We start from the raw sequence: 20,297 nt of genomic DNA on the forward strand, positions 1-20,297 counted from the left end.
GGAATGAGCAGCTTAGAGGGAGGCTTGCGCGCCTAGATCCAACTCCGGGCCCAGCGTCGGGTTGTCGGCGGCCAGGGCGCGGCGGGCCTCGGGTTGGATGTACTCGGCGTCGATGTGGACGCTGCCGCCGTCCCGATAGACGTTGACGATGGTGTCCACGTGCTCGGCGATCTGGCCGTATTTCTCGTCGGGGGCGGCCAGCAGCACCTGGAGCCCCAGTTCGTCGAGGAAACCGAGGGCGCTGACCGTATTCTGCAGGTCCAGCTTGGAGAAGGCCTCGTCGAAGACGGCCAGGGCCATGCCGCCGCGCAATTGGCCCTCCTGATCGCGCTCGATGCGATAGGCGGCGGCCAGGGCGGCGCCGATGGCCACGTAGAAGGGCGACTGGTGCTCGCCCCCGGAGCCCTTGCCGAGGCGCCGGGAGAGGAGTTCGGGATTGCCGCCGCCCTCCCGGTCGTCGCTCATGCGCACGTCGAAGTGGTAGTACTGGCGGTAGTCCGCCAGGCGCTCGTCCCAGCCCCCGGTATGACCCTCGCCCCCCGCGGCCTCCATGAGCAGGTTGCGGACCCGGGCGATGGCCGCGCGATGGGGGTGGTTGGGGTCGGCGGCGGCGTCGAATAGGCCGCCGACGTCACCGCCCTGTTCGGGGGTCCAGGCCAGCACCCAGTCCAGGATCTCCTTGAGGTCCGGCTCGGGCTGCTTGATAAAGCTGTAATACTGGCCGTGAAAGGGGCGGCTGCGCAGGCTGCGGTTGAGCTCCTTGCGGCTCTCTTCCAGCAATTGCAGGTTTTCCTGGAGCTTGCCGACGAAATCGCTGCGGAAGGCGTGCTCGGCCTCGCGCAAGGCGTTGTCGGCCTCCGTAACGTAGCGGGCCAATTGGGTCTCGCGTACCTGGGTCAACTCGCGCGCCACCCAGGCGGCCAGGGTCTGGGGGTCGTCGGCGGCGCCGCTGGCGGGTTTGTGGTCGGGTGACCAGGCGGCCCAGTAACTCGTCAGGCCCTCCCGGGCATTGGCCCGCTGCTTGATCGCCGTCTTTTCCTGGCCAAGGGCCCGGCGTTCCGCCTCCGTGGCCAGGGCCCGCCAGGCCGCGGGGTTCTCCTCGGCGCAGGGCTCCTGGGACTGGAGCTCGTCGAGGCGCTCGGACGCCAGGGCGGCATCGAAGCCGGCGGTCTGCTGGAGGTTGCGGCGGCGTTCGGCGACGGTCTGGGATGCCCGTTCCAGGGTGGTGAGGCTGGCCTCTTCCACCTGGCGCCTCAGTATCCGGTCCCCCTGGTCCCGGGTCGTCTGCTCCCGGGCGACCGCCAGGGCATCGCGCTCGGCGGCCCACCGCTTGACCTCCTCCTGGAGCCGCTGGAAATGAGTGTCATCCCGGAGGGCCCGTTCCTGGGTTTGGAGACGATCAAGTTCGGCCTGGGTCTCCCGCCGGGTGGCCGTCAGTCCCACCAGGTCAGGGAAGCTCCGCAGGCGGTCGTTGAGCGGCATGAGTTGCCGCTCGCGCAGGTCCTGGATGGCCTGCTTCTCGGCCTGTTTGCGGTAATGGTCCGCCTGGTCCCGGTCGAACTGGGCCTTCAGCGCTTGTAATCGCAGTCGGCGGGCCTCTCGCCCCAGCATGGGCTCCACCGGGGCCAGGCGGACCACGGCGCCCCCCGAGGCGAGCATGCCGTCGGCGGTGATGGCCCGATCGTGGCGCAGCAGCTCATCCTCGGTTTCCACCCGCTGGAGGTTGCCGGCGCGATGGATGAGATAGGCCCTGGCGTGGGGGTCGTCGCTGATCGCCATTTCCGCCAGGCTGCCGGGGCTGGCTGGGCCCCGCCACTGGGCGGTCTTGAGGGTGTTGATCACCCGGCTACCGTGAATAGCGAGCCGCTTGCCCTCGCGGCGATAGATGCCGATGGCCTCGCGCACTTGGGCTGGCTCTACCAGCAGGGCCTCGCGATGGCCACCCAGGAAGGCCTCCAGGGCCTCGCGCCAGGCCTCGTCCGCCAGGTCCACCCGGTCGCAGAGAGGCACGGCGGGGATGCCGTGATCCGCGAGCAGGGCGATGAGGCGCCGGGTGGCGGGCTTGAGGTCGCTCTCGCCCTGTTCCAGGCGGGCGATGCGTTCGCGCAAGGCCTGGAGGGCCCGGGCCATTTCGCCTTCCTCGCGGACCAGTTGTTCAAAGCGCCCCAGCATGCGCTCCACCGCTGCCGCGACTTGCGGGGCGATGCGGTCCACCGCCGTCATGATCTCCCCCGGGGCCTGGGGCCAGGTCGCGGCCAGCAGGCCCTCGTCCCGGTGCAGCAAGGGCGGCAGGCCTTGCAGGGCCTGGATCAGGGTGGGGTCGTCGAGTTGATCGGCGTTGTCGAGCAGCCGGTGCACGGCCCCCAGGCCTAGCCGCGCCTGGTCGATGCCTAGGCTGGCCTCGTCCAGGGTCTTGCGGGCCGCCCGCATCTCGGCCTGGAGGCGCTCGCGCTGCTGTTCCAGGTCGGTGGCGGCCAGGCGGCGGTTGGCCTCGGTCAGGGCGGCGTCGGCGCCCTGCCATTGCTGGTCCAGGTCCGCGATCCGTGAACCGAGCTGGGCGATCTCGGCGGCGAGGCGCTCCAGGGTCAGGCGCAGGGGCTCCTGCTCCGCCTCCAGGGCGTTGAAGGCCGCCTCCTGCTCCACCCAGCGCCAGGCCAGGCCCAGCCGGTCGGCCCCCTCGGCGCGCTGGTAGCCGCGATCGATGAGGGCCAGGGCCTCCTCGCGCTGGCGGGCCTCGCGGGTGCGGGTCTGGATGTCCCGGTAGTGGTGCAGGGCCTGCTGCAGGGAGCGCACCTGGATGGACCTTGCCTCCAGGATGTGGCCGCGCACGAAGTCCGAGACATTGCGAATGGGGGCGAAGGTGATGGCGTTGCGGAAGGCGCGCAGGAAATGGGGCGCGTCCAGGGGGCGCCGGGCATCGGCGAGCAGGAAGCAGAGGTGGCGCTGGTACTCGCCCACCAGGGCGTGGACCCGGAAGGGCTCGCCGAGGCGCCTGCGCAATTCCTCCCGCAGCCGCTTCCAGGGCTTGGGTACGGGGCCCGCGGGGGTCCGGTCCACCAGGTCCGACAGCACCAGATCCAGGCCGGGGGCGATGAAGCGCCCGTCGATCACCTCTTGGGGCTCGTCCAGCCGGGCGTGCAGCGCCAGGCCGATGCTGGTGGTATCACCCGTCTGATCGTCGCGGAACACCAGGGCCAGGTAGCTGATGGCCTGGTCCCGGGGGCGGAACTCCTGGGACAGGTCCGGATTGCTGGGATCGCGCACCACGCCGAGGCAGTAGTCGCGCAGGCTGCGGGTGCTCTTTTCCCCGGCGCTGGCGTTGGGGTTCCACCAGCGCTTGTCGCCGCCCACCAGCACCGCCTGGATGGCATCCAGCAGGGACGACTTGCCCGAGGCATTGGGGCCTATGACCGCCGTGTGGCCGACGATGTCGATGCGCGCCTGCTCCAGGCGATACCAATTGATCATGAGGAGGCGGACCAGGCGCTTCATGGGGTGGGCTCCCCGGTGGCCCCGCCATCCGGGGTCTCTTCGCGGCCGGCCCACGCCTGGCCCGCGGCGTTCAGCCTCTCATCGGTTTCCGGGTCCTCGCCGTCCGTCGCGAGGTCACCCCCGTCCGGGATGTCTGGGGCCTCGTCGAGGGCGCCGATGAAGGCCGCGAGGCGCGTCTGGACCTGGTCGCCGGTCACCAGGCGAATGGTGGGCAGGATGCGGATGACGGGCAGGCCGTCCTCGGCCTCTTCCCGGGTCTCGATCAGGGAATAACGGCGCAGCCGGCGCAGGATGTCCCGAAAATCCGAGAGGAGGGGCCGCTTGCGCTTGAGCAGGGTCTCGTAACGGCCGAGCAGGGCCTCCGCGGGGGCGTAAACGCTGCCCTCCCGGGCCTCGAAGCGCGCCATCCCTTCCTCGTAGAGCAGCCGCAGACAGAGCAGCATCAGGCTGTCCACCAGGCGGAGGTGCTTGAAGCCCTCCGCGTCTCCGGGCAGGAGGCCGATGATGCCAAAGGTATCGTCGCGGTGCAGGGTCCAGCCCAGGGCATCGAAGAGATTGCCGAAGTAATCGAAGTGGTTGACGAGGAGCCGGTAGGCGTCCCGGTCCACCGGCCGCTCCAGGAGCAGGAACTGGCGCTTGAGCACGGCCCCGGCGGCGGTGCGGAAGTCATGGGGCTCGGCGCCCCCGGCATGTTCGCAGACCTGGCGCAAGTCACGCAGCATGGGTGTCTCCCCTGGTCAGGGCCGCGGCGGGGGCCTGGCGACGCCAGACGGCGAAGTCGGGACAGCGCAGCCAATCGTTAATGATGAGGCCCTCGCGGGTCTCGATTCGGTAGGCCTGCCGCAGGCGCCCGGCCCCGGGGAGGTAATTCAGATGGCGCGCATGGGTGAAGGCGATGAAGTCCTCCACGCTGGCGATGGTCATGGCGGCCCCCTCGATCTGCCCCCGGCCCGCCAACTGGCGCTCCAGATAAAGGGCGATGCGTTTGGGGTCGATGCGGCGGCGATCCAGGTAGGCGCGCAGGGCCTGTTGCCGGGCCTGCGCGGCGGGGTCCACGGCGCGATTGACGAGAAGACGGGGCTCCGGCGGGCGACGGTGACGGGGAGCCTCCTTCAAACTCCGGGGTCCCACCGGGAACGCGTCGATGAGGGGTAGGGGCAAGGGGCTGACCGCCTCGTCCTCCCAACCCGCCAGGCGGGGGCCCAGATCCCGGAGGAGGGCGGCGATGCGGGCCGCCATGCCGGGCTGGGTGCGATCCAGGTAACGGACCGTGTCGGCGACGCGCCGCTCCACCCGGGCGCGAAAATGGTCCACCCGCTCCAGGTGGCCATCCAGCCGTTCGAAGACCTCGCGCAGTTGGCGGATATCGTCGTTGATGGCCCGCCCGGCGGAGGCGGCATCGGCCTCCCCGGTCTGCTCCAGATAGCCCGCCACCAGGGCCTGTTGCCGTTCCAGGTCATATTCCAGCTCCCGCACCCGTTGCAGGATGTGCTGGCGGTAGCGGAAGGGATTATTGCGGGTCTTGAGACGCTTGTAATCCTGGACCAGGATGCGCTCCACGAAGTCCTCGAAGAAGCGGCTCAGGATGCGGCGATGGTCGTCACAGTCGCTGATGTCCCCCAACAGCCCCTTGAGCCCGTAGATCATGGTGTTCAGGTGCTGGATAAAGCGGCGCGCCTCCCGGGCCGCCTGGCGCAGGGCCAGCACCTGGGCCTGGGGTTCTTCCCAGGCCTTTTGCACATTATTGAAGATGGACAGGACCATGCCGCCGTAGAAGACCCGGTCCGGGCGCGCCACCTCCATCAGGCTGGCCCAGAGGGTCCCCACCGCCGGGGGCACCGTGACCCGCACCCGATAGCCCTCCCGCTCTTCCTCGATCCAGCCGGAGGCCAGCAGGCGGCGATAGGCCAGGGCCGCCGGGGTGACCTCATGCTCGCTAGCGGGGGTCGGGGTCGCGGGCAGGGCCTCCGCGTCCGGGTCCTGCTCCTCCTGCCAGGCCACCGCCATGACCGCCAGCCGTTCCTCGATCTCGTGGCGCACCGTCTCCCGGGAGGGGAAGACGTCCGCGTGGATCTGATCGAAGAACAGCGGGTAAAGGTCCAGCAGCAGGGCCCCATAGGTCCGCCGGTTTGCGCTGGCCAGGGGCGAGAAGAGCCGATCGGGGACGCGGTCGAAGAGTTGGGTCATGAGGCATCCCCGACCAGGTCAGGCGCACGGGCCTGACGCTCAGGCGCTCCGCGGCGGAATGATTTCCTTGAGGATGAGGTGATCGATGACGATCTCGGCGAGCTGGTCCGGGGTCTGTTCGCCACCGGCCAGCACCAGCTCGGGGGCTTGCGGGGCCTCGTAAGGGTCATCGATGCCGGTGAAACCCTTTAGCTCGCCGGCCCGGGCCTTTTTGTAGAGCCCCTTGGGGTCGCGCTGTTCGCAGATCTCGATAGGGGTATCGACAAAGATCTCGATAAATTCACCCGGGCGCAGGGTGCCGCGAATGCGGTCGCGATCGATGCGGTAGGGGCTGATGAAGGCGGTCAGGGCGATCAGCCCGGCCTCGCAGAAGAGTTGCGCCACGGCGCCGATGCGGCGGATGTTCTCCTCGCGGTCGATGGCGGAAAAGCCGAGGCCGAAGCGACCGGCGAAATCCGGGCCATGGGTGTCGCGCAGCATGGACGGCCCGGCGTTGAGCCCGTGGCGCACATTGTCGCCATCCAGGACGGCGCTGTGCAGACCCAGGCCATGGAGGCGGTGATCCAGGGTGTTGGCGATGGTGCTCTTGCCCGAGCCGCTCAGGCCCGTGAACCAGATGACACAGCCGCGGTGCCCGTGCAGGGCCTCGCGGCGTTCGCGCGTAACCTGATGTTCATGCCAGGTCACGTTGGTTTCGTTCGACATGGTGGTGAGGTATTCCTAAGGTTGGGGGTTAAAACAGGGACCGCATCATGGCGTGAAAGGGGCTTTCCTTGCAACCCTGCGGGCGCCGCCCCAGCAATTCCAAACTGTCAGCAGGGCAAGCATGGAATGGACGATTCGGACTTATTTAGGCTTCACTTGGCGACGCCCAACCTTGCATGTCATGGATGCCTGCCATCTTGGCTTGCGTCCTTGGCTGTCAACCAAGCCGACTGCCTTCAGGCGCCCCGGCGCGGGTTCAGGATCTGATCATTCTCTCCTACATACCGCTTCAGACTTGAACTAAACAGGATTGATACTGTCCTATTTAGCGAATACGGAGGGATCATGTTACGCATCGCCAAGCTTACTGATTACGCCATCGGCCTGATGGCCCACATGGCCCGTTCGCCCGGCCGCCAGGTCAGCGCCCAGCAGTTTTCCCTGGAGACCGAACTGCCGGTCCCAACCGTGGCCAACCTGCTCAAGCGGCTGTCCCGCGCCGGGCTGGTCTACAGCACGCGCGGCGTGGCGGGCGGCTATTGTCTGGCGAAAAACCCCAAGGACATCACGATGGTGGATGTCATCACCGCCATTGAGGGCCCGGTGGCCTTGACCGAATGCGCCCTGGGCGCTGGCAATTGCAGCCTGGAGGCCGGCTGTACCACTCGCGCCCATTGGCGCCTGATCAACCAGGCCGTGCGCGTGGCCCTGGAATCCGTGAGCCTGGCCGTCTTGGCGTCGCCCGCAGCACGGACACGCGAAACTGGCATCAGGTTGCCGCGCAAACAGGCATAAGGAGGAGAAAAACATGGAAAACCTGGAATTGCAACGCCACCTGGATACGGACTATCGGTGGGGCTTCGTCACCGACATCGAGCAGGACACCCTGCCCATGGGCCTGGACGAGGATGTCGTCCGCCTGATCTCGGCGAAGAAGGGCGAGCCCGCCTTCATGCTCGACTGGCGGCTCAAGGCCTACCGGCACTGGCTGACCATGACCGAACCGAAATGGTCCAGCGTGCGCTACCCGGCCATCGACTACCAGACCCTGCACTACTACTCCGCGCCCAAAACCAGGGACGGTCCCAAGAGCCTGGCCGAGGTCGATCCCGAACTGCTGCGCACCTACGAGAAGCTGGGCATCCCCCTGGCCGAGCGCGGTGCCCTGGCCGGCGTAGCGGTCGACGCGGTGTTCGACTCGGTGTCCGTGGCGACCACCTTCAAAGACAAGCTGGAACAGCTCGGCATCCTCTTTTGCCCCTTCTCCGAAGCGGTTATCAAATACCCCGAACTCGTGCAACAGTACCTCGGTTCGGTGGTCCCCTACACCGACAACTTCTTCGCCAGCCTGAACTCGGCAGTGTTCTCGGACGGTTCCTTTGTTTACGTGCCCAAGGGGGTGCGCTGCCCGATGGAACTGTCGACCTATTTCCGCATCAACGCCCGCAACACCGGCCAGTTCGAGCGCACCCTGATCATCGCCGACGAGGGCTGCTATGTGAGCTACCTGGAGGGCTGCACGGCGCCCACCCGAGACGAGAATCAGCTCCATGCCGCAGTGGTCGAACTGGTCGCACTGAAGGACGCCCGGATCAAGTATTCCACGGTCCAGAACTGGTACCCCGGTGACGCCGAGGGACGCGGTGGCATCTACAACTTCGTCACCAAGCGGGGTGACTGCCGGGGCGAGCGTGCCCACATCTCGTGGACCCAGGTCGAGACCGGCTCGGCCATCACCTGGAAATACCCGAGCTGCATCCTGCGCGGCGACCACTCGGTGGGTGAGTTCTACTCCGTGGCCCTGACCAACCACTACCAGCAGGCCGACACCGGCACCAAGATGATCCACATCGGCCGCGACACCCGCAGTACCATCGTGTCAAAGGGCATCGCGGCCGGCCACGGCAGCAACGCCTATCGGGGCTTGGTCAAGGTCCTGGCTACGGCCGAGGGCGCCCGCAACCACACCCAATGCGACTCGCTCCTGATGAGCCCGACCAGCGCTGCCCACACCTTCCCCTACATCGAGGTCAGGAATCCAGGCGCGACCGTGGAGCACGAGGCCACTACAAGCCGGATCGGCGACGACCAGTTGTTCTACCTGAGGAGCCGGGGCCTTGACGAGGAAGAGGCGGTCAACCTGATCGTCAATGGTTTCTGCAAGGAAGTCTTCAAGGAACTGCCCATGGAGTTCGCGGTGGAGGCCCAAAAACTGCTCGCCGTCAGCCTCGAAGGCGCGGTCGGCTAAACCGGAACAAGGAGATAGCGATGCTCGAAATCAAGGATCTGCATGTATCGGTCGACGACAAGGCCATCCTCAAGGGCATTGACCTCACCGTTAAGCCCGGCGAGGTCCACGCCATCATGGGTCCGAACGGCTCGGGCAAGAGCACCCTGGCCCAGGTCCTGGCTGGACGCGAGGGCTACCGGGTGACCCAGGGCAGCGTGCGCTACCTGGACCGCGACCTGCTAACCCTCAGCCCCGAGGCGCGTGCCCGCGCCGGCATCTTCCTGGCCTTCCAGTACCCGATCGAGATTCCCGGCGTGGCGAACGCCCAGTTCCTGCGCAGCGCGCTCAACAGTCAGCGCGGCTACCGGGGCGAACCCGAGTTGGATGCCTTCGATTTCCTGGAATTCGTGAAGGGGCGCCTGGCCATGCTTCAGATCGACGACAGCTTCCTGTACCGATCGCTTAACGAAGGCTTCTCCGGGGGCGAGAAGAAGCGCAACGAGATCCTCCAGATGGCGGTGCTGGAACCGCGCCTGGCCATCCTGGACGAAACCGATTCCGGCCTCGACATCGACGCCCTCAAGGTGGTCGCGCACGGCGTCAACGCCCTGCACGCTCCCGATCGCGCCATCATCCTGGTCACCCACTACCAGCGCCTGCTCGAATACATCGTCCCGGACCGGGTCCACGTCCTGGCCGAAGGCCGCATCGTCCGCTCCGGCGACCGCAACCTGGCCCTGGAACTGGAGGCCAAGGGCTACAGTTGGCTGAACATCCGGGACAACTTCGAGGAGACCTCCATACCATGACCGCCAACACGCCCTTCATCGAGGCCCTGCGCCGGATCGAGGTGCCGGGCTGGCTGGCCGGCGAGCGTGGCGCGGCCCTGGACCGTTTCCTGGCGACCGGCATGCCGAGCGCCCGCCTGGAGGCCTGGAAGCACACCTCGCTGGCCGCGCTGGAACGCAGGGTTTTGCATTCGCCCTCCTCGGTGGCGGGCGAAGCGGTGTGCTCGGACATCGCGTCCTATCCGGGCCACGCCCTGGTGTTCCAGAACGGCCAGCTGCGCTGCCGCGGCACCTATCTGGCCAACCAGATCGCCGGTACCCTGCTTGACCTGGTCAACACCCAGGCCGTGCACCCGTACCTGGGCCAGGTGGCCGACGACACCGCCCTGGCCAACCTCAACCTGGCGCTCTGGCAGGATGGTGCCCTTGTCCACGTGCCCGCCGACGTCCATCTCAGCCTGCCGATTTTCACCCTCTACGGCGCCGCCGAGGCCGAGGCGATGCTCTATCCGCACACCCTGGCGGTATTGGAACAGGGCGCCGAGGCCATCCTGGTCGAACACTTCCTTGGCCAGACCGATCAACCCTACTGGCAGAATGCCGTTACCGAAATTGTCCTGGAAGACAGCGCCCGCCTCACCCACATCAAGGTGGTCGAGGAAGGCGCGGCCGCGACCCACACCAGCCTGACCGCGGTTCGCCTGGGCCGGGACAGCGAATACCGCGCCCTGCACATCGGCTTGGATGGCGCCCTGGCACGGCACGAGATCACGGTCCACATGGCCGGCTCGGGCGCCACGACCCGGATCGACGCCTTCGACCTGGCCGACGGCCACCGCCATGCCGACCTGCATCTGCGCATCAACCATCTTGCGCCCTCGGGTACTAGTCGGGTCACCTACCGGGGCCTGGCCGAAGGCCGCGGCCGCGCCGTGTTCGACGGCCATGTCGTGGTCGACCGCACCGCCCGGAAGACCGACGCCCGGCAATCCTGCCGGGGCCTGCTGCTCTCGCCTCAGGCCGAGATCGACGCCATGCCCAGGCTGGAGATTTATGCCGACGACGTGAAGTGCGGCCATGGCGCCAGCATCGGCAACCTGGACCGGGACGCTCTGTTCTACCTACAAAGCCGTGGCATCGATCCCGCGCTGGCGCGCCAAATGCTCATGCAGGGCTTCGCCACCGAGGCCCTCGGGCTGCTCGACCACACCCACCTGCGCGACTGGCTGATGCCCCGCCTGATTGCGGCCATGGCCCGGCGCACTCTGATGGAGCCAACGCCATGACCGGCGACCTGCGTGAACTCTACGAAGAAGTGATCCTGGAACATAATCGCCACCCCCGGCATTTCCCCGAGAACCCGCCTGGCAGCAACCATCACGCCCACGGCTTCAACCCCCTTTGCGACGACGAGATCGCGGTCCACCTCAAGGTGGCAGACGGCCATATCGCCGAAGCCGGCTTCGAGGGCGCCGGTTGTGCAGTGGCCATGGCCTCCGCGTCCATGATGACCGAGGCGATCCAGGGCAAGACCCTTGCCGAGGTCGACCGTCTGTTCACTCGGGTGCACGCCATGCTGGCCGAGGACGGCCCGGCCGATGCGGTCGGCAAATTGAAGGTGCTGTCGGGGGTCAGGGAATTCCCCATGCGGGTGAAATGCGCCACCCTGGCCTGGCACACCCTGCGGGCAGCACTGGACAATCGCAACGAGACCGTGACCACCGAGGAAGCCGTGCCTGCGTGCCCGCAACCCGAACCCAGGACGATGCCATGAACCCGGCGCCCCCGCTCCGCGAGCCTCCCCCCGAGGGCGACCTGCGCAGTCATGTGATCGCGGCCCTGCGCCGGATTCGCGACCCCGAGATCCCAGTCAACATCTACGACCTCGGCCTGGTATACGACCTGGAAATCGACAACCTCAACCGGGTCACCATTCGCATGACTCTGACCGCGCCCGCCTGCCCGGTGGCCCAGTCCTTTCCGGCCCTTGTGGAGGACGCGGTTGAAGCAGTGGACGGCGTAAGCCGCGCGAACGTGGAACTGGTCTGGGAGCCGCCCTGGGACACCAGCCGGATGGACGAGGCGGCCCGGTTGCAACTGGGACTATATCGATGAACGACTGGATTGAAGTGGCCCGCATCGACGACTTCCCCATCGGCGCGTGCCGGGTAGTCCACGCGAACGGGGTCCGGATCGCCGTATTTCGGCTCGAATCCGGCTTTTACGCCATTGAGGACGTCTGCACCCATGATGGCGGCGAACTGGCCAGCGGCACCCTGAATGGCCGCGAGATCACCTGCCCCCGCCATGGCGCCCGCTTCGACATCACCACCGGCGAGGTCACCGCGCCGCCGGCCTACGAAGCGGTCGCCGTGCTGCCCGTGCGGATCACGGCTGGCCTGGTCGTTGTTCGCGACGACCGCTGGGATTGAACGCCGTGCCCTGCGTGGGCAAGGTACAACGGAGGGCGTCATGAGCGACACTCGTAGCGAGCGCGACAGCCTGGGCACTGTACAGGTCCCGGCCGACCGACTTTGGGGTGCCCAGACCCAGCGCGCCCTAGAGAACTTCCGGATCTCCTCGGAAACCATGCCGGGTCCGCTGATTCTGGCCCTGGCCGAAGTCAAGAGGGCCTGTGCCCAGGTCAACCAGGACCTCGGCTGGCTCGACCCGGCCCCGGGCCAAGCCATCGTCGCGGCCGCCGACGAGGTGCTGACGGGTCGGCATGACCGGGAATTTCCCCTGATGGTCTGGCAGAGCGGCTCGGGCACCCAGACCCACATGAACCTGAACGAGGTCCTGGCCAACCGGGCCTCGGAACTGCTTGGCGGCAGCCGCGGCGAGGCGCGCCGGGTGCATCCCAACGACCAGGTCAACCTCGGCCAGTCCAGCAACGACGTCATCCCAACCGCAATGCACGTGGCCGCGTGCCTGGAATTGACGCACCGGCTGCTGCCCGCCCTGGATACACTAGGCGCAACACTGGACGGCAAGGCGCGCGAATTTGCCGATATCGTCAAGATCGGCCGAACTCACCTCCAGGATGCCGTACCCCTGACCCTGGGCCAGGAGTTCTCCGGCTACGTTGCCCAACTGGATCATGCCCACCAGATCATCGCCGCGACCCTGCCGGCCTTGCTGGACCTGGCCATCGGCGGCACGGCGGTGGGCACCGGGTTGAACAGTCCTGCCGGGTTTGGCGACCGGGTCGCGGCAGAACTGTCGGCGCGCCTCGGACTGCCCTTCCGGAGCGCCGTGAACAAGTTCGCCGCCCTGGCCGCCCACGACGCACTGGTCGCGGCCCATGGCGCCCTCAGAACCCTGGCCGCCGCCCTCACCAAGATCGCCAACGATGTCCGCTGGCTGGCCTCGGGGCCGCGCGCGGGCCTGGGCGAGTTGCGCCTGCCCGCGAATGAGCCCGGCAGTTCCATCATGCCGGGCAAGGTCAACCCGACCCAATGCGAGGTCTTAGCCATGCTCTGTTGCCAGGTGTTCGGCAACGATGTGGCGATCACCTACGCCGGCGCTTCAGGCAATTTCGAATTGAACGCATACAAGCCGCTAATCGCCCATGCCTTTCTGCAAAGCGTGCGCTTGTTGGCCGACGGCATGGCCAGTTTCGAGGCCCACTGCGTGCGCGGCATCACGGCCGAACGCGGCCATATGGCCGACCTGCTGGAGCGCTCATTGATGCTGGTCACCGCCTTGACGCCTCATATCGGCTACGACCGCGCCGCCGCCATCGCCTCCCGGGCGGACCGGGAAGGCATCAGCCTGCGCGAGGCCACCCTGGCCTCGGGCCAGGTTACGGCGGAAGAATACGACTGCTGGGTCCAGCCGGCACGCATGGCACGGCCACACCCGGACGAAGCTTGAGGAAGGTCAGGAACCCTTGACGATCAGGGGGATGGCCTCCCCGGCGTGCTTCTCGACCATCTTGGCCACCCTTGGGTTCCAGTAGCTGTCCCAGCCACTTGGCTTCATGCAGGGCTCGCACCGGTTCGGGCGGCGCCCAGTTAGGCAAGCAGGTGCTGGTACTTGCCAAAGCAGCCGGCGTTAATCACCTCCAGGCGGGTAGCGAAATGCTCTGTCCCGAGTCGCAGGCGCCGCCGTTTGGGGTCACGGCTGTTTGCCATGGCGGTTATACCAGGCCATCCTATTTCAACGAGCCTGGGTGCAGGGTCACTTGGTCCCTGATCATGGGGGGCCGCTGGTGGCTGAATCACGCCGGGGACCTGGCGTCGGGCCCCGCGTCCCCCAGCCAGGCCGTGCAGCAGTCAACCATTCAACCTGGCGATCACTGGAGAGCAACATGGAAAACCCTCATGCGGGCGAAGTCACTGTGGTGGATATCAAAATGCCCTTTTGGTCCATCGTGGTGTTTATGGTTAAGGCCTCGATTGCCGCCATCCCGGCGGTCATTATCCTGACCCTGGTGGGATCGCTGGTGATGCACATCCTCGGCGCCCTCTTCGGCGTGCCGGTCCGTCACCTTTAGGGATCTGGCCATTGGAAACCCTATCGGAACGCTTCAACGCCGCCCTGACCCTGGCCGCCATTGCCCACCAGGGGCAAATCCGCAAGGGCACCGAAAACGCGGCGGGCCTGCCGCTGCCCTACATCACCCACCCGGTGGCCGTGGCCGCCTTGGTCCAGCGTTATGGCGGCTCCGAGGCCCAGATCCTCGCGGCCCTGCTTCATGATGTCCTGGAGGATGCCGGGCCTGCTTGGGCACAACCCATTCAGGACAGTTTTGGACCCGAGGTGCTCGAACTGGTGGAGTTCTGTACCGATGGCCTGCCGGGTGCGGCGGGCCTCAAGCCGCCCTGGCGACCCCGCAAGGAGGCCTATCTCGCCCACCTGCGGGCGGCCGTCGGCCCCGGCATCCTGGTGTCCGCTTGCGACAAACTGGCCAATCTGCAGGCTATCTTGCTGGACCTGACGGAGACCGGCGAGGGCGTCTGGGACCGCTTTACGGGCGGCAAGGCGGGCTCGCTCTGGTACTACCAGGAACTGGTTGCCGCCTTTTCGGGGCGGGTACCGGAGCTGCTGGCGGGGGCCCTGGGGCGCGATTTGGCGGGGTTGCTGGCGTTGACGAGCGCCGGTGGCCCGGGCCTTCACGCCCTCTCGCGCTAGCGCTGTGTCGTAGCTCGCCTGACCGCGCAGCCACCAACGCTTGCCGGAGGCTCGCCCGCAACTGACGACCGGACACGAGGGCTAGGGCGGGCCGGAGCTCAGAACCGCGCCTGTAGGGATTCCACCAGGAGCCGGAAGGGTCCGGCCTGGCGATCGGCGATGAGGAGGCCGAAGACCCTGATTCGCGCTGGGTCCAGGGGCGGGGCCGGCACTGGGCGGCCCCGAAAACTGGGCTGGAAGGCGTATAGCGGCAAGGGTACCTCCAGCCACTCCCCGGCCTCGGTTGTCACCCGCGCCTGGTATTGCACCCCGTCAAAGGCATCGTCGGTGCGAATCCCGAATTTATAGGTCTGGCCATCGCCCTGGACCCGCAGCATGAGGGCGGTGGCCCCCGCCAGATCATAGTCCCGGGGCAGGGCGCGGATGGAGGCGAAGCCGCCGTTGTTGGCCAGGGACACCTCGCCGCTGAAGACCAGCCCCGCGGGCGTCGCCCTGACCTGGCTGGCGGAGACACCGCCCATCACCTGATCATCGACCGAGGTCCATCCTTGGGCCTGGGCGGGGTCGCGAAAGTCGATGACCAGGCGGGTAGGGATGGGTAACTCATCACTCATTGATGTCTCCACGACCAGCAGTACGCATATCAGGGCCGCGCCGATCAGGGCTGCGTCGAGCCCTTGGGGGGGTAATCCTGGCCAGGACCAGGGCCCAGGGCAGCCCCTTGGGCGGGTCATGCCACGCCCAGGGGCGAGACCCCGAACAGCCACTTGTGGGCCCATAGCAGGAAGATGACATAGAGGGCGAGCCCGGCGCCGATGGCGATCAGGTCATTGGCCTGGCGGCGGGGCGCGCCCTGGACCACGGGGGCCTTGCGGGTGAGGAGGGAGATGCGGTCCGTCAGGGCCCAGGCCAGGAACCCCCCGAAGAGCAGCAGGTCCGCCAGGGTACCGTTGGCGGTCAGGTGGGCCAGGGCCCAGATGATCACCGCGGTCAGCATGGGGTGGACGACCGCGGCCTGGATGCGGCCGGGCAGATAGGTGGCCAGGAGCAGGGGGAAGACCGGCAGCATGATCAAGAGGCTCAGGTGGCGGGTCCAGATCGGCGGAGAGTAGATATAGAGGGGCTCGGCCCGGGCCAGGCCATAGCCCCAGACGATCAGGATAAAACCGACCAGGCCGACCAGGCCGGCGATGCCCTGCCAGCGGGTCTGGCCGAGGCGCGCCACCAGGCGCCCACGCCAGGCGGGGGCGAGAAAGCCCAGGGAGTGCATGCCGAGGAAGAGACAAAGGCCAAGTATGAGGATGGTCACGAGGGGTCTCCGGTGGGGTGAGTCAGGATGGGGTCGCGGGGGTAAGGGCGGGAAATGGTTGCTGGCGGTCCGCGCCCGGGCTTGGGACAATACTACCGGAAGCCAGCCGCCCCTGTCCCCGCCCTTGTCCACCCTCACCTCAAAGTCATTATCCTTGGATAGCCTGATCGAAGCCCGTAACCTGGTCCGAACCTACCCTGGCGTGCGCGCCGTGGATGAGGTGAGCTTTGCCGTGGCCCTGGGCGGCTGTTTCGGGCTCCTGGGTCCCAACGGGGCCGGCAAGACCACGACCCTGGAGATGCTGGAGGGTATCCAGACGCCGACCGCCGGCGAGGTTCGCTACCGGGGCCGGCCCCTGGACGCGGCCTATCGCGAGGCCGTCGGCATCCAGTTTCAGGCCACCGCCCTCCAGGACTTTCAGACCGTGGCCGAGTCCCTGGACATGTTCGCCGCCCTTTATCGCCGCACCGCCGACCGCGAGGAACTGGTCCGGCTCTGCAACCTGGGCGAGATCCTGGACCGGGACACCCGCAAGCTCTCCGGGGGCCAGCGCCAACGCCTGCTGCTGGCCATTGCCCTGGTGAACGAGCCGGAACTGGTCTTTCTAGACGAGCCCACCACGGGGCTCGATCCCCAGGCCCGGCGCAACTTCTGGGGCCTGATCGAGACGGTGCGGGCGCGCGGGACCACGGTGGTGCTCACCACCCATTACATGGAAGAGGCCGAGCGCCTCTGCGATGAGATCGCCATCGTCGATCGGGGACGGATCATCGCCCGGGGCAACCCGGCCCAACTGGTGCGGGAGCACTTCCCGGCCACCGTCATCCGGCTGCCCGCCGCCGGCTGGCCCCCCCAGACGCCCCTGCCGGCGGGTGCCGTGAGCCGCAATGGCGAAATTGAGCTGTTCGCCGAGGCAGTGCCGCCGGTCCTCAAGGAGCTTGAGGCGGTCGGGGCGGATTTGTGTGCTCTGCGGGTCGCGACCCCCAATCTGGAGGACCTGTTTATTAAGCTCACGGGGCACGACCTGCGGACATGACTGGCAGACCCCCATCCTCTAACCCCCTGCACTCGGGAACTTGGGAGTAGCCAAGATGTGGCGTCGTATCCTTGCCGTCCTCGTCGCCCGCAACCGGGAGTTTTACCGGGACCGCGCGGGTCTGGGCTGGAACATCTTCATGCCGATCCTGATGGTCTTGGCCTTCGCCGTTATCTTCAGCGGCGACCCCGAGGCCCCCTTCAAGGTCGGGGTGGTGACGGTGGACGGGGCCCTGCCGCCCACCACGACCGGATTCCTGGCCCTCGATCATATCCAGTTCGTCCCCGTGACGGATCTGGAGGGCGCCATCACTCAGGTGGATCGTCACCAGCTCGACCTCTTGCTGGACCCCCGCGCCCAGCCCCCCGCCTATTGGGTCAATCTGGAGTCCCCGCGCGGCTATCTGGCGGAGCGCCTCCTGCTCGGGGCCGAGGCCGGGGTGGGCGGACCCGCCCCGGGTGAAGCGGTGGGACCAGAGCGGCGGACCCGTAGTGGCGCCGCCCTGCGCTACGCGGACTGGGTGCTGCCCGGCATTCTGGCCATGAATGTGATGTTCTCCAGTCTTTGGGGGGTGGGCTGGGTGATCGTGCGGTACCGCAAGAACGGTGTCCTGCGCCGGCTCAAGGCGACGCCCCTGACGCCCTTCGAGTTTCTCACCGCCCAGGTCCTCTCCCGTCTGCTGGTGGTGATGGCCGCGAGTCTCTTAGTCTATGTGGGTGTCGATCTGCTGCTCGATTTCCCCATGCGCGGCTCCTATGCCGCCCTGGTCCTCATCTACGCCGCCGGCGCCCTCTGCCTCATCAGCCTCGGGCTCATCGTCGCCTCCCGGTGGCGCACGGAGGAATTGGCGAATGGTGTCCTCAACCTCATCTCCTGGCCCCTGCTCCTGCTTTCCGGGGTCTGGTACTCCATGGAAGGCACCAGCGGGATCGCCCGCTTCCTGTCCCAACTCTCGCCTCTGACGCATCTGGTGGATGCCGCCCGCAGGGTCATGATCGACGGCGCCCAGGTGGTGGATGTCCTGCCCCAGGTCGCCCTCCTCGCGGCCCTGGCTCTGGTCTTTATCGGCATCGCCGCCTGGCTGTTTCGGTGGGAATAGCCGGGCGGACCCTCCGCCGCCGGGTCCTGGTCGATCTGGCCCGTCAGCGCCTGCGGCTGTTCGAGGAAGACGCCTTGTTGTTGGAGGCCAACGTCTCCACGGGCCGCAATGGCCCCGGCGAGTGGCGTGACAGCGGCTGTACGCCACGGGGCCTGCATCGGGTGCGCATCCGCATCGGTGCCGGCTGTCCAACCGGTACCGTCTTCGTCGGCCGTCGGCCCACCGGCGAGGTCCACGGCCCCGAGCTGGCGGCCTTCTTCCCGGAACGGGACTGGATACTCACCCGCATCCTCTGGCTGACCGGCCTGGAGCCCGGCCGCAATCGCGGTGGGCGGGTCGATACCTTGCGGCGTTATATCTATATCCACGGCTGTCCGGAGACGGCGCCCATGGGGGTGCCCCTGTCACACGGCTGTATTCGCATGCGCGACGCGGACCTGCTGCGACTCTTCGACCTGGCCCCCGCGGGAACCCTGGTGGAGATCCAGTGACCGGCCTGCGTTTAGGCTCCCACGCGACGGGGCCTTAGCCCGACCTGAGTCTGGAGACTGTACTTTGTTTTCGCTCCTGCTTTCCCGCCTCGGCTCGGCCCTGCTGGTGGTCCTGGGGGTTTGTACCCTGGTCTTTCTGCTCATCCATCTGGTGCCGGGTGATCCCGTGGAGGCAATGCTGGGCGAGAGCGCCCAGCCGGCGGACCGGGAGGCCCTGCGGGCCGCCCTGGGCCTCGACCGGCCCTTGATCGACCAGTACCTGGACTATCTGGGGCGCCTGGTCCGCCTCGATCTGGGTGAGTCCTTCCAGGATCGCCGTCCGGTAGGGAGCATTCTGGGTGAACGCCTTCCGGCGACCCTGGAGCTGACCGCCGCTGCCTTGGGCCTGGCCCTGGTTCTGGCCCTGCCGCTGGGGGTGCTGGCGGCGCGCCATCGCGGCAGTCGCCTGGATGCCGGCGCCATGGGGCTGTCCCTGGTGGGTGTCTCCATCCCCAACTTCTGGCTCGGCCCCCTCCTGATCCTGACCTTTTCCCTCTGGCTCGGCTGGACGCCGGTGAGCGGCCGCGAGGGCCTGGCGAGCCTCATCCTGCCGGCCATTACCCTGGGCACCGGGATGGCGGCGATCCTGGCGCGCATGGTGCGCGGTAGTGTCCTGGAGGTGTTGGGGGAGGATTATGTGCGCACCGCCCGCGCCAAGGGTCTGTCCGAGGGCCGGGTCCTCTGGGGCCATGCCCTGCGCAACGCCTGGCTGCCGATCCTGACCCTCATCGGGATGCAACTGGGCGGCCTGCTGGGCGGTGCCGTCATCACCGAGACCGTCTTCGCCTGGCCCGGGGTCGGGAGTCTGCTGGTGGAGGCGATCCAGAGTCGTGACTATCCCGTGGTCCAGGCCTGCGTCCTGCTCGTCAGCCTGACCTATGTCCTGGTCAATACCCTCACCGACCTGGTCTATACCTGGGTCGATCCGCGCATCCATTGGGGGGCCTCATGACGTCCCGGGCAGGCTATTGGCCGCGTGGAGTGGGCTGGATGCCGCCGACGGCCTTTCTGCTGCTCTGGATCGTCGTGGCCCTGGCCGGGCCCTGGCTGCCCCTGACACCGAACGCGGTGGATCTGCCGGCGATCTTGGCGGGACCCGGACCGGGCGCGCTGCTCGGCAGTGATGACCTGGGCCGTCCCGTCCTGGACCGGCTCTTGGTGGGGGCCCGCATCGCCTTCCTGGTGGGGTTCGGCGTCGTCGCCCTCTCGGCCCTGGTCGGCGTCCTGGTGGGTGGTATCAGTGCCTTCGCCGGGGGCTGGGTTGACCTGGTGTTGGTGCGGTTGATCGATGTCTTCCTCGCCTTTCCCGGCATTCTCCTGGCCATTGCCCTGGCGGGGATCCTGGGGCCGGGCATCGATAATCTGATCATCGCCCTGTCGGTGACCGGCTGGGTCGGCTACGCCCGCCTGACCCGGGCCCAGATCCTGGCCCTCAAGGAACGCGACCACGTAATTGCGGCGCGCGCCCTGGGCGTCGGTCCCGGGCGCATCCTGTTGCGCCACCTCTTGCCTCTGGCCCTGGCGCCGCTGATCGTGGAGGCGACCTTCGGTATCGCCGGGGTGGTGGTCGCCGAGGCCGGCCTGTCCTTTCTGGGCCTGGGCGTCCAGCCGCCCCAGTCCTCCTGGGGCAGTATGATCCGCGATGGCGTGAGCTACATGCTGGTGGCGCCCCATCTGGTGATAGCCCCGGGCATCGCCATCGCCTGGGTGGTCTTTTCCGTGAATCTCCTGGGGGACCGGCTGCGCGATTGGCTGGATGTGCGTCATCCGGGCTGAGGGTCCGGG

The 20,297-nt window shown here is 67.5% G+C and carries 21 protein-coding genes; 15 read left to right on the forward strand and 6 right to left on the reverse strand.

The features are described 5' to 3' along the window. Window positions 1-12 precede the first annotated feature (12 nt). Genes IPN92_14235 through cysC form a run of 4 tightly spaced genes read right to left on the reverse strand, consistent with a single transcriptional unit; the run spans window position 13 to window position 6,384 of the window. The gene (locus tag IPN92_14235; GenBank protein MBK8639363.1) at window positions 13-3,492 is read right to left on the reverse strand and encodes a hypothetical protein; all 3,480 of its coding nucleotides are present in this window, start codon (window positions 3,490-3,492) and stop codon (window positions 13-15) included. Next, on the reverse strand, window positions 3,489-4,214 hold the full coding sequence (locus IPN92_14240) for a DUF4194 domain-containing protein (protein ID MBK8639364.1): 726 nt from the start codon (window positions 4,212-4,214) through the stop codon (window positions 3,489-3,491). The genes IPN92_14235 and IPN92_14240 overlap by 4 nt, the downstream gene beginning before the upstream one ends. After that, on the reverse strand, window positions 4,204-5,679 hold the full coding sequence (locus IPN92_14245; GenBank protein MBK8639365.1) for a hypothetical protein: 1,476 nt from the start codon (window positions 5,677-5,679) through the stop codon (window positions 4,204-4,206). The genes IPN92_14240 and IPN92_14245 overlap by 11 nt, the downstream gene beginning before the upstream one ends. A 39-nt stretch (window positions 5,680-5,718) precedes the next feature. Further along, the gene (gene cysC, locus IPN92_14250; GenBank protein MBK8639366.1) at window positions 5,719-6,384 is read right to left on the reverse strand and encodes an adenylyl-sulfate kinase; all 666 of its coding nucleotides are present in this window, start codon (window positions 6,382-6,384) and stop codon (window positions 5,719-5,721) included. 345 nt (window positions 6,385-6,729) lie between these two features. Between cysC and IPN92_14255 the strand changes: the two genes are divergently transcribed. From IPN92_14255 to IPN92_14300, 10 genes are all read left to right on the forward strand, one after another. Then, a complete protein-coding gene (locus IPN92_14255) occupies window positions 6,730-7,179 on the forward strand; it encodes an SUF system Fe-S cluster assembly regulator (protein MBK8639367.1) in 450 nt (149 codons plus the stop codon). 13 nt (window positions 7,180-7,192) lie between these two features. Next, window positions 7,193-8,632 carry a Fe-S cluster assembly protein SufB gene (sufB, locus tag IPN92_14260; protein MBK8639368.1) on the forward strand — a complete coding sequence of 480 codons (1,440 nt, stop codon included), beginning with the start codon at window positions 7,193-7,195 and terminating at the stop codon, window positions 8,630-8,632. 20 nt (window positions 8,633-8,652) lie between these two features. After that, on the forward strand, window positions 8,653-9,423 hold the full coding sequence (gene sufC / locus IPN92_14265; protein MBK8639369.1) for a Fe-S cluster assembly ATPase SufC: 771 nt from the start codon (window positions 8,653-8,655) through the stop codon (window positions 9,421-9,423). Next, the gene (sufD, locus tag IPN92_14270) at window positions 9,420-10,688 is read left to right on the forward strand and encodes a Fe-S cluster assembly protein SufD (protein ID MBK8639370.1); all 1,269 of its coding nucleotides are present in this window, start codon (window positions 9,420-9,422) and stop codon (window positions 10,686-10,688) included. Before sufC ends, sufD begins: the two co-directional genes overlap by 4 nt. Further along, window positions 10,685-11,176, forward strand: a complete 492-nt coding sequence (locus IPN92_14275; protein MBK8639371.1) for an SUF system NifU family Fe-S cluster assembly protein — start codon at window positions 10,685-10,687, stop codon at window positions 11,174-11,176. The genes sufD and IPN92_14275 overlap by 4 nt, the downstream gene beginning before the upstream one ends. After that, window positions 11,173-11,517 (forward strand): SUF system Fe-S cluster assembly protein, encoded by a 345-nt coding sequence (locus IPN92_14280; GenBank protein ID MBK8639372.1) that lies wholly within the window; start codon window positions 11,173-11,175, stop codon window positions 11,515-11,517. The genes IPN92_14275 and IPN92_14280 overlap by 4 nt, the downstream gene beginning before the upstream one ends. Then, window positions 11,514-11,834 (forward strand): non-heme iron oxygenase ferredoxin subunit, encoded by a 321-nt coding sequence (locus IPN92_14285; protein ID MBK8639373.1) that lies wholly within the window; start codon window positions 11,514-11,516, stop codon window positions 11,832-11,834. Before IPN92_14280 ends, IPN92_14285 begins: the two co-directional genes overlap by 4 nt. Window positions 11,835-11,874: 40 nt before the next feature. Further along, entirely contained in the window at window positions 11,875-13,278 is a 1,404-nt protein-coding gene (gene fumC / locus IPN92_14290; protein MBK8639374.1) for a class II fumarate hydratase, read from the forward strand. Between the two features lie 436 nt (window positions 13,279-13,714). Next, entirely contained in the window at window positions 13,715-13,900 is a 186-nt protein-coding gene (locus IPN92_14295) for a hypothetical protein (protein ID MBK8639375.1), read from the forward strand. Window positions 13,901-13,911: 11 nt separating this feature from the next. Next, window positions 13,912-14,538 (forward strand): bifunctional (p)ppGpp synthetase/guanosine-3',5'-bis(diphosphate) 3'-pyrophosphohydrolase, encoded by a 627-nt coding sequence (locus IPN92_14300; GenBank protein ID MBK8639376.1) that lies wholly within the window; start codon window positions 13,912-13,914, stop codon window positions 14,536-14,538. Window positions 14,539-14,636: 98 nt separating this feature from the next. Here IPN92_14300 and IPN92_14305 read toward each other — a convergent pair whose 3' ends face one another. Then, window positions 14,637-15,152, reverse strand: a complete 516-nt coding sequence (locus IPN92_14305; GenBank protein MBK8639377.1) for a CIA30 family protein — start codon at window positions 15,150-15,152, stop codon at window positions 14,637-14,639. Between the two features lie 116 nt (window positions 15,153-15,268). Then, window positions 15,269-15,847: an NnrU family protein gene (locus IPN92_14310; GenBank protein ID MBK8639378.1), complete on the reverse strand. Its 579-nt coding sequence runs from the start codon at window positions 15,845-15,847 to the stop codon at window positions 15,269-15,271. Between the two features lie 154 nt (window positions 15,848-16,001). Between IPN92_14310 and IPN92_14315 the strand changes: the two genes are divergently transcribed. The 5 genes from IPN92_14315 to IPN92_14335 all read left to right on the forward strand — a co-directional run bounded on the left by IPN92_14315 (window position 16,002) and on the right by IPN92_14335 (window position 20,288). Then, a complete protein-coding gene (locus IPN92_14315; protein MBK8639379.1) occupies window positions 16,002-16,883 on the forward strand; it encodes an ABC transporter ATP-binding protein in 882 nt (293 codons plus the stop codon). 55 nt (window positions 16,884-16,938) lie between these two features. Continuing rightward, entirely contained in the window at window positions 16,939-17,982 is a 1,044-nt protein-coding gene (locus IPN92_14320; protein ID MBK8639380.1) for an ABC transporter permease, read from the forward strand. Then, window positions 17,979-18,473: a L,D-transpeptidase gene (locus tag IPN92_14325; protein ID MBK8639381.1), complete on the forward strand. Its 495-nt coding sequence runs from the start codon at window positions 17,979-17,981 to the stop codon at window positions 18,471-18,473. The genes IPN92_14320 and IPN92_14325 overlap by 4 nt, the downstream gene beginning before the upstream one ends. A gap of 64 nt (window positions 18,474-18,537) precedes the next feature. Continuing rightward, a complete protein-coding gene (locus tag IPN92_14330) occupies window positions 18,538-19,464 on the forward strand; it encodes an ABC transporter permease (GenBank protein MBK8639382.1) in 927 nt (308 codons plus the stop codon). Between the two features lie 38 nt (window positions 19,465-19,502). Further along, window positions 19,503-20,288, forward strand: a complete 786-nt coding sequence (locus IPN92_14335; protein MBK8639383.1) for an ABC transporter permease — start codon at window positions 19,503-19,505, stop codon at window positions 20,286-20,288. Window positions 20,289-20,297 lie beyond the last annotated feature (9 nt).

This window comes from Chromatiaceae bacterium (assembly GCA_016714645.1).
Taxonomy (GTDB): domain Bacteria; phylum Pseudomonadota; class Gammaproteobacteria; order Chromatiales; family Chromatiaceae; genus M0108.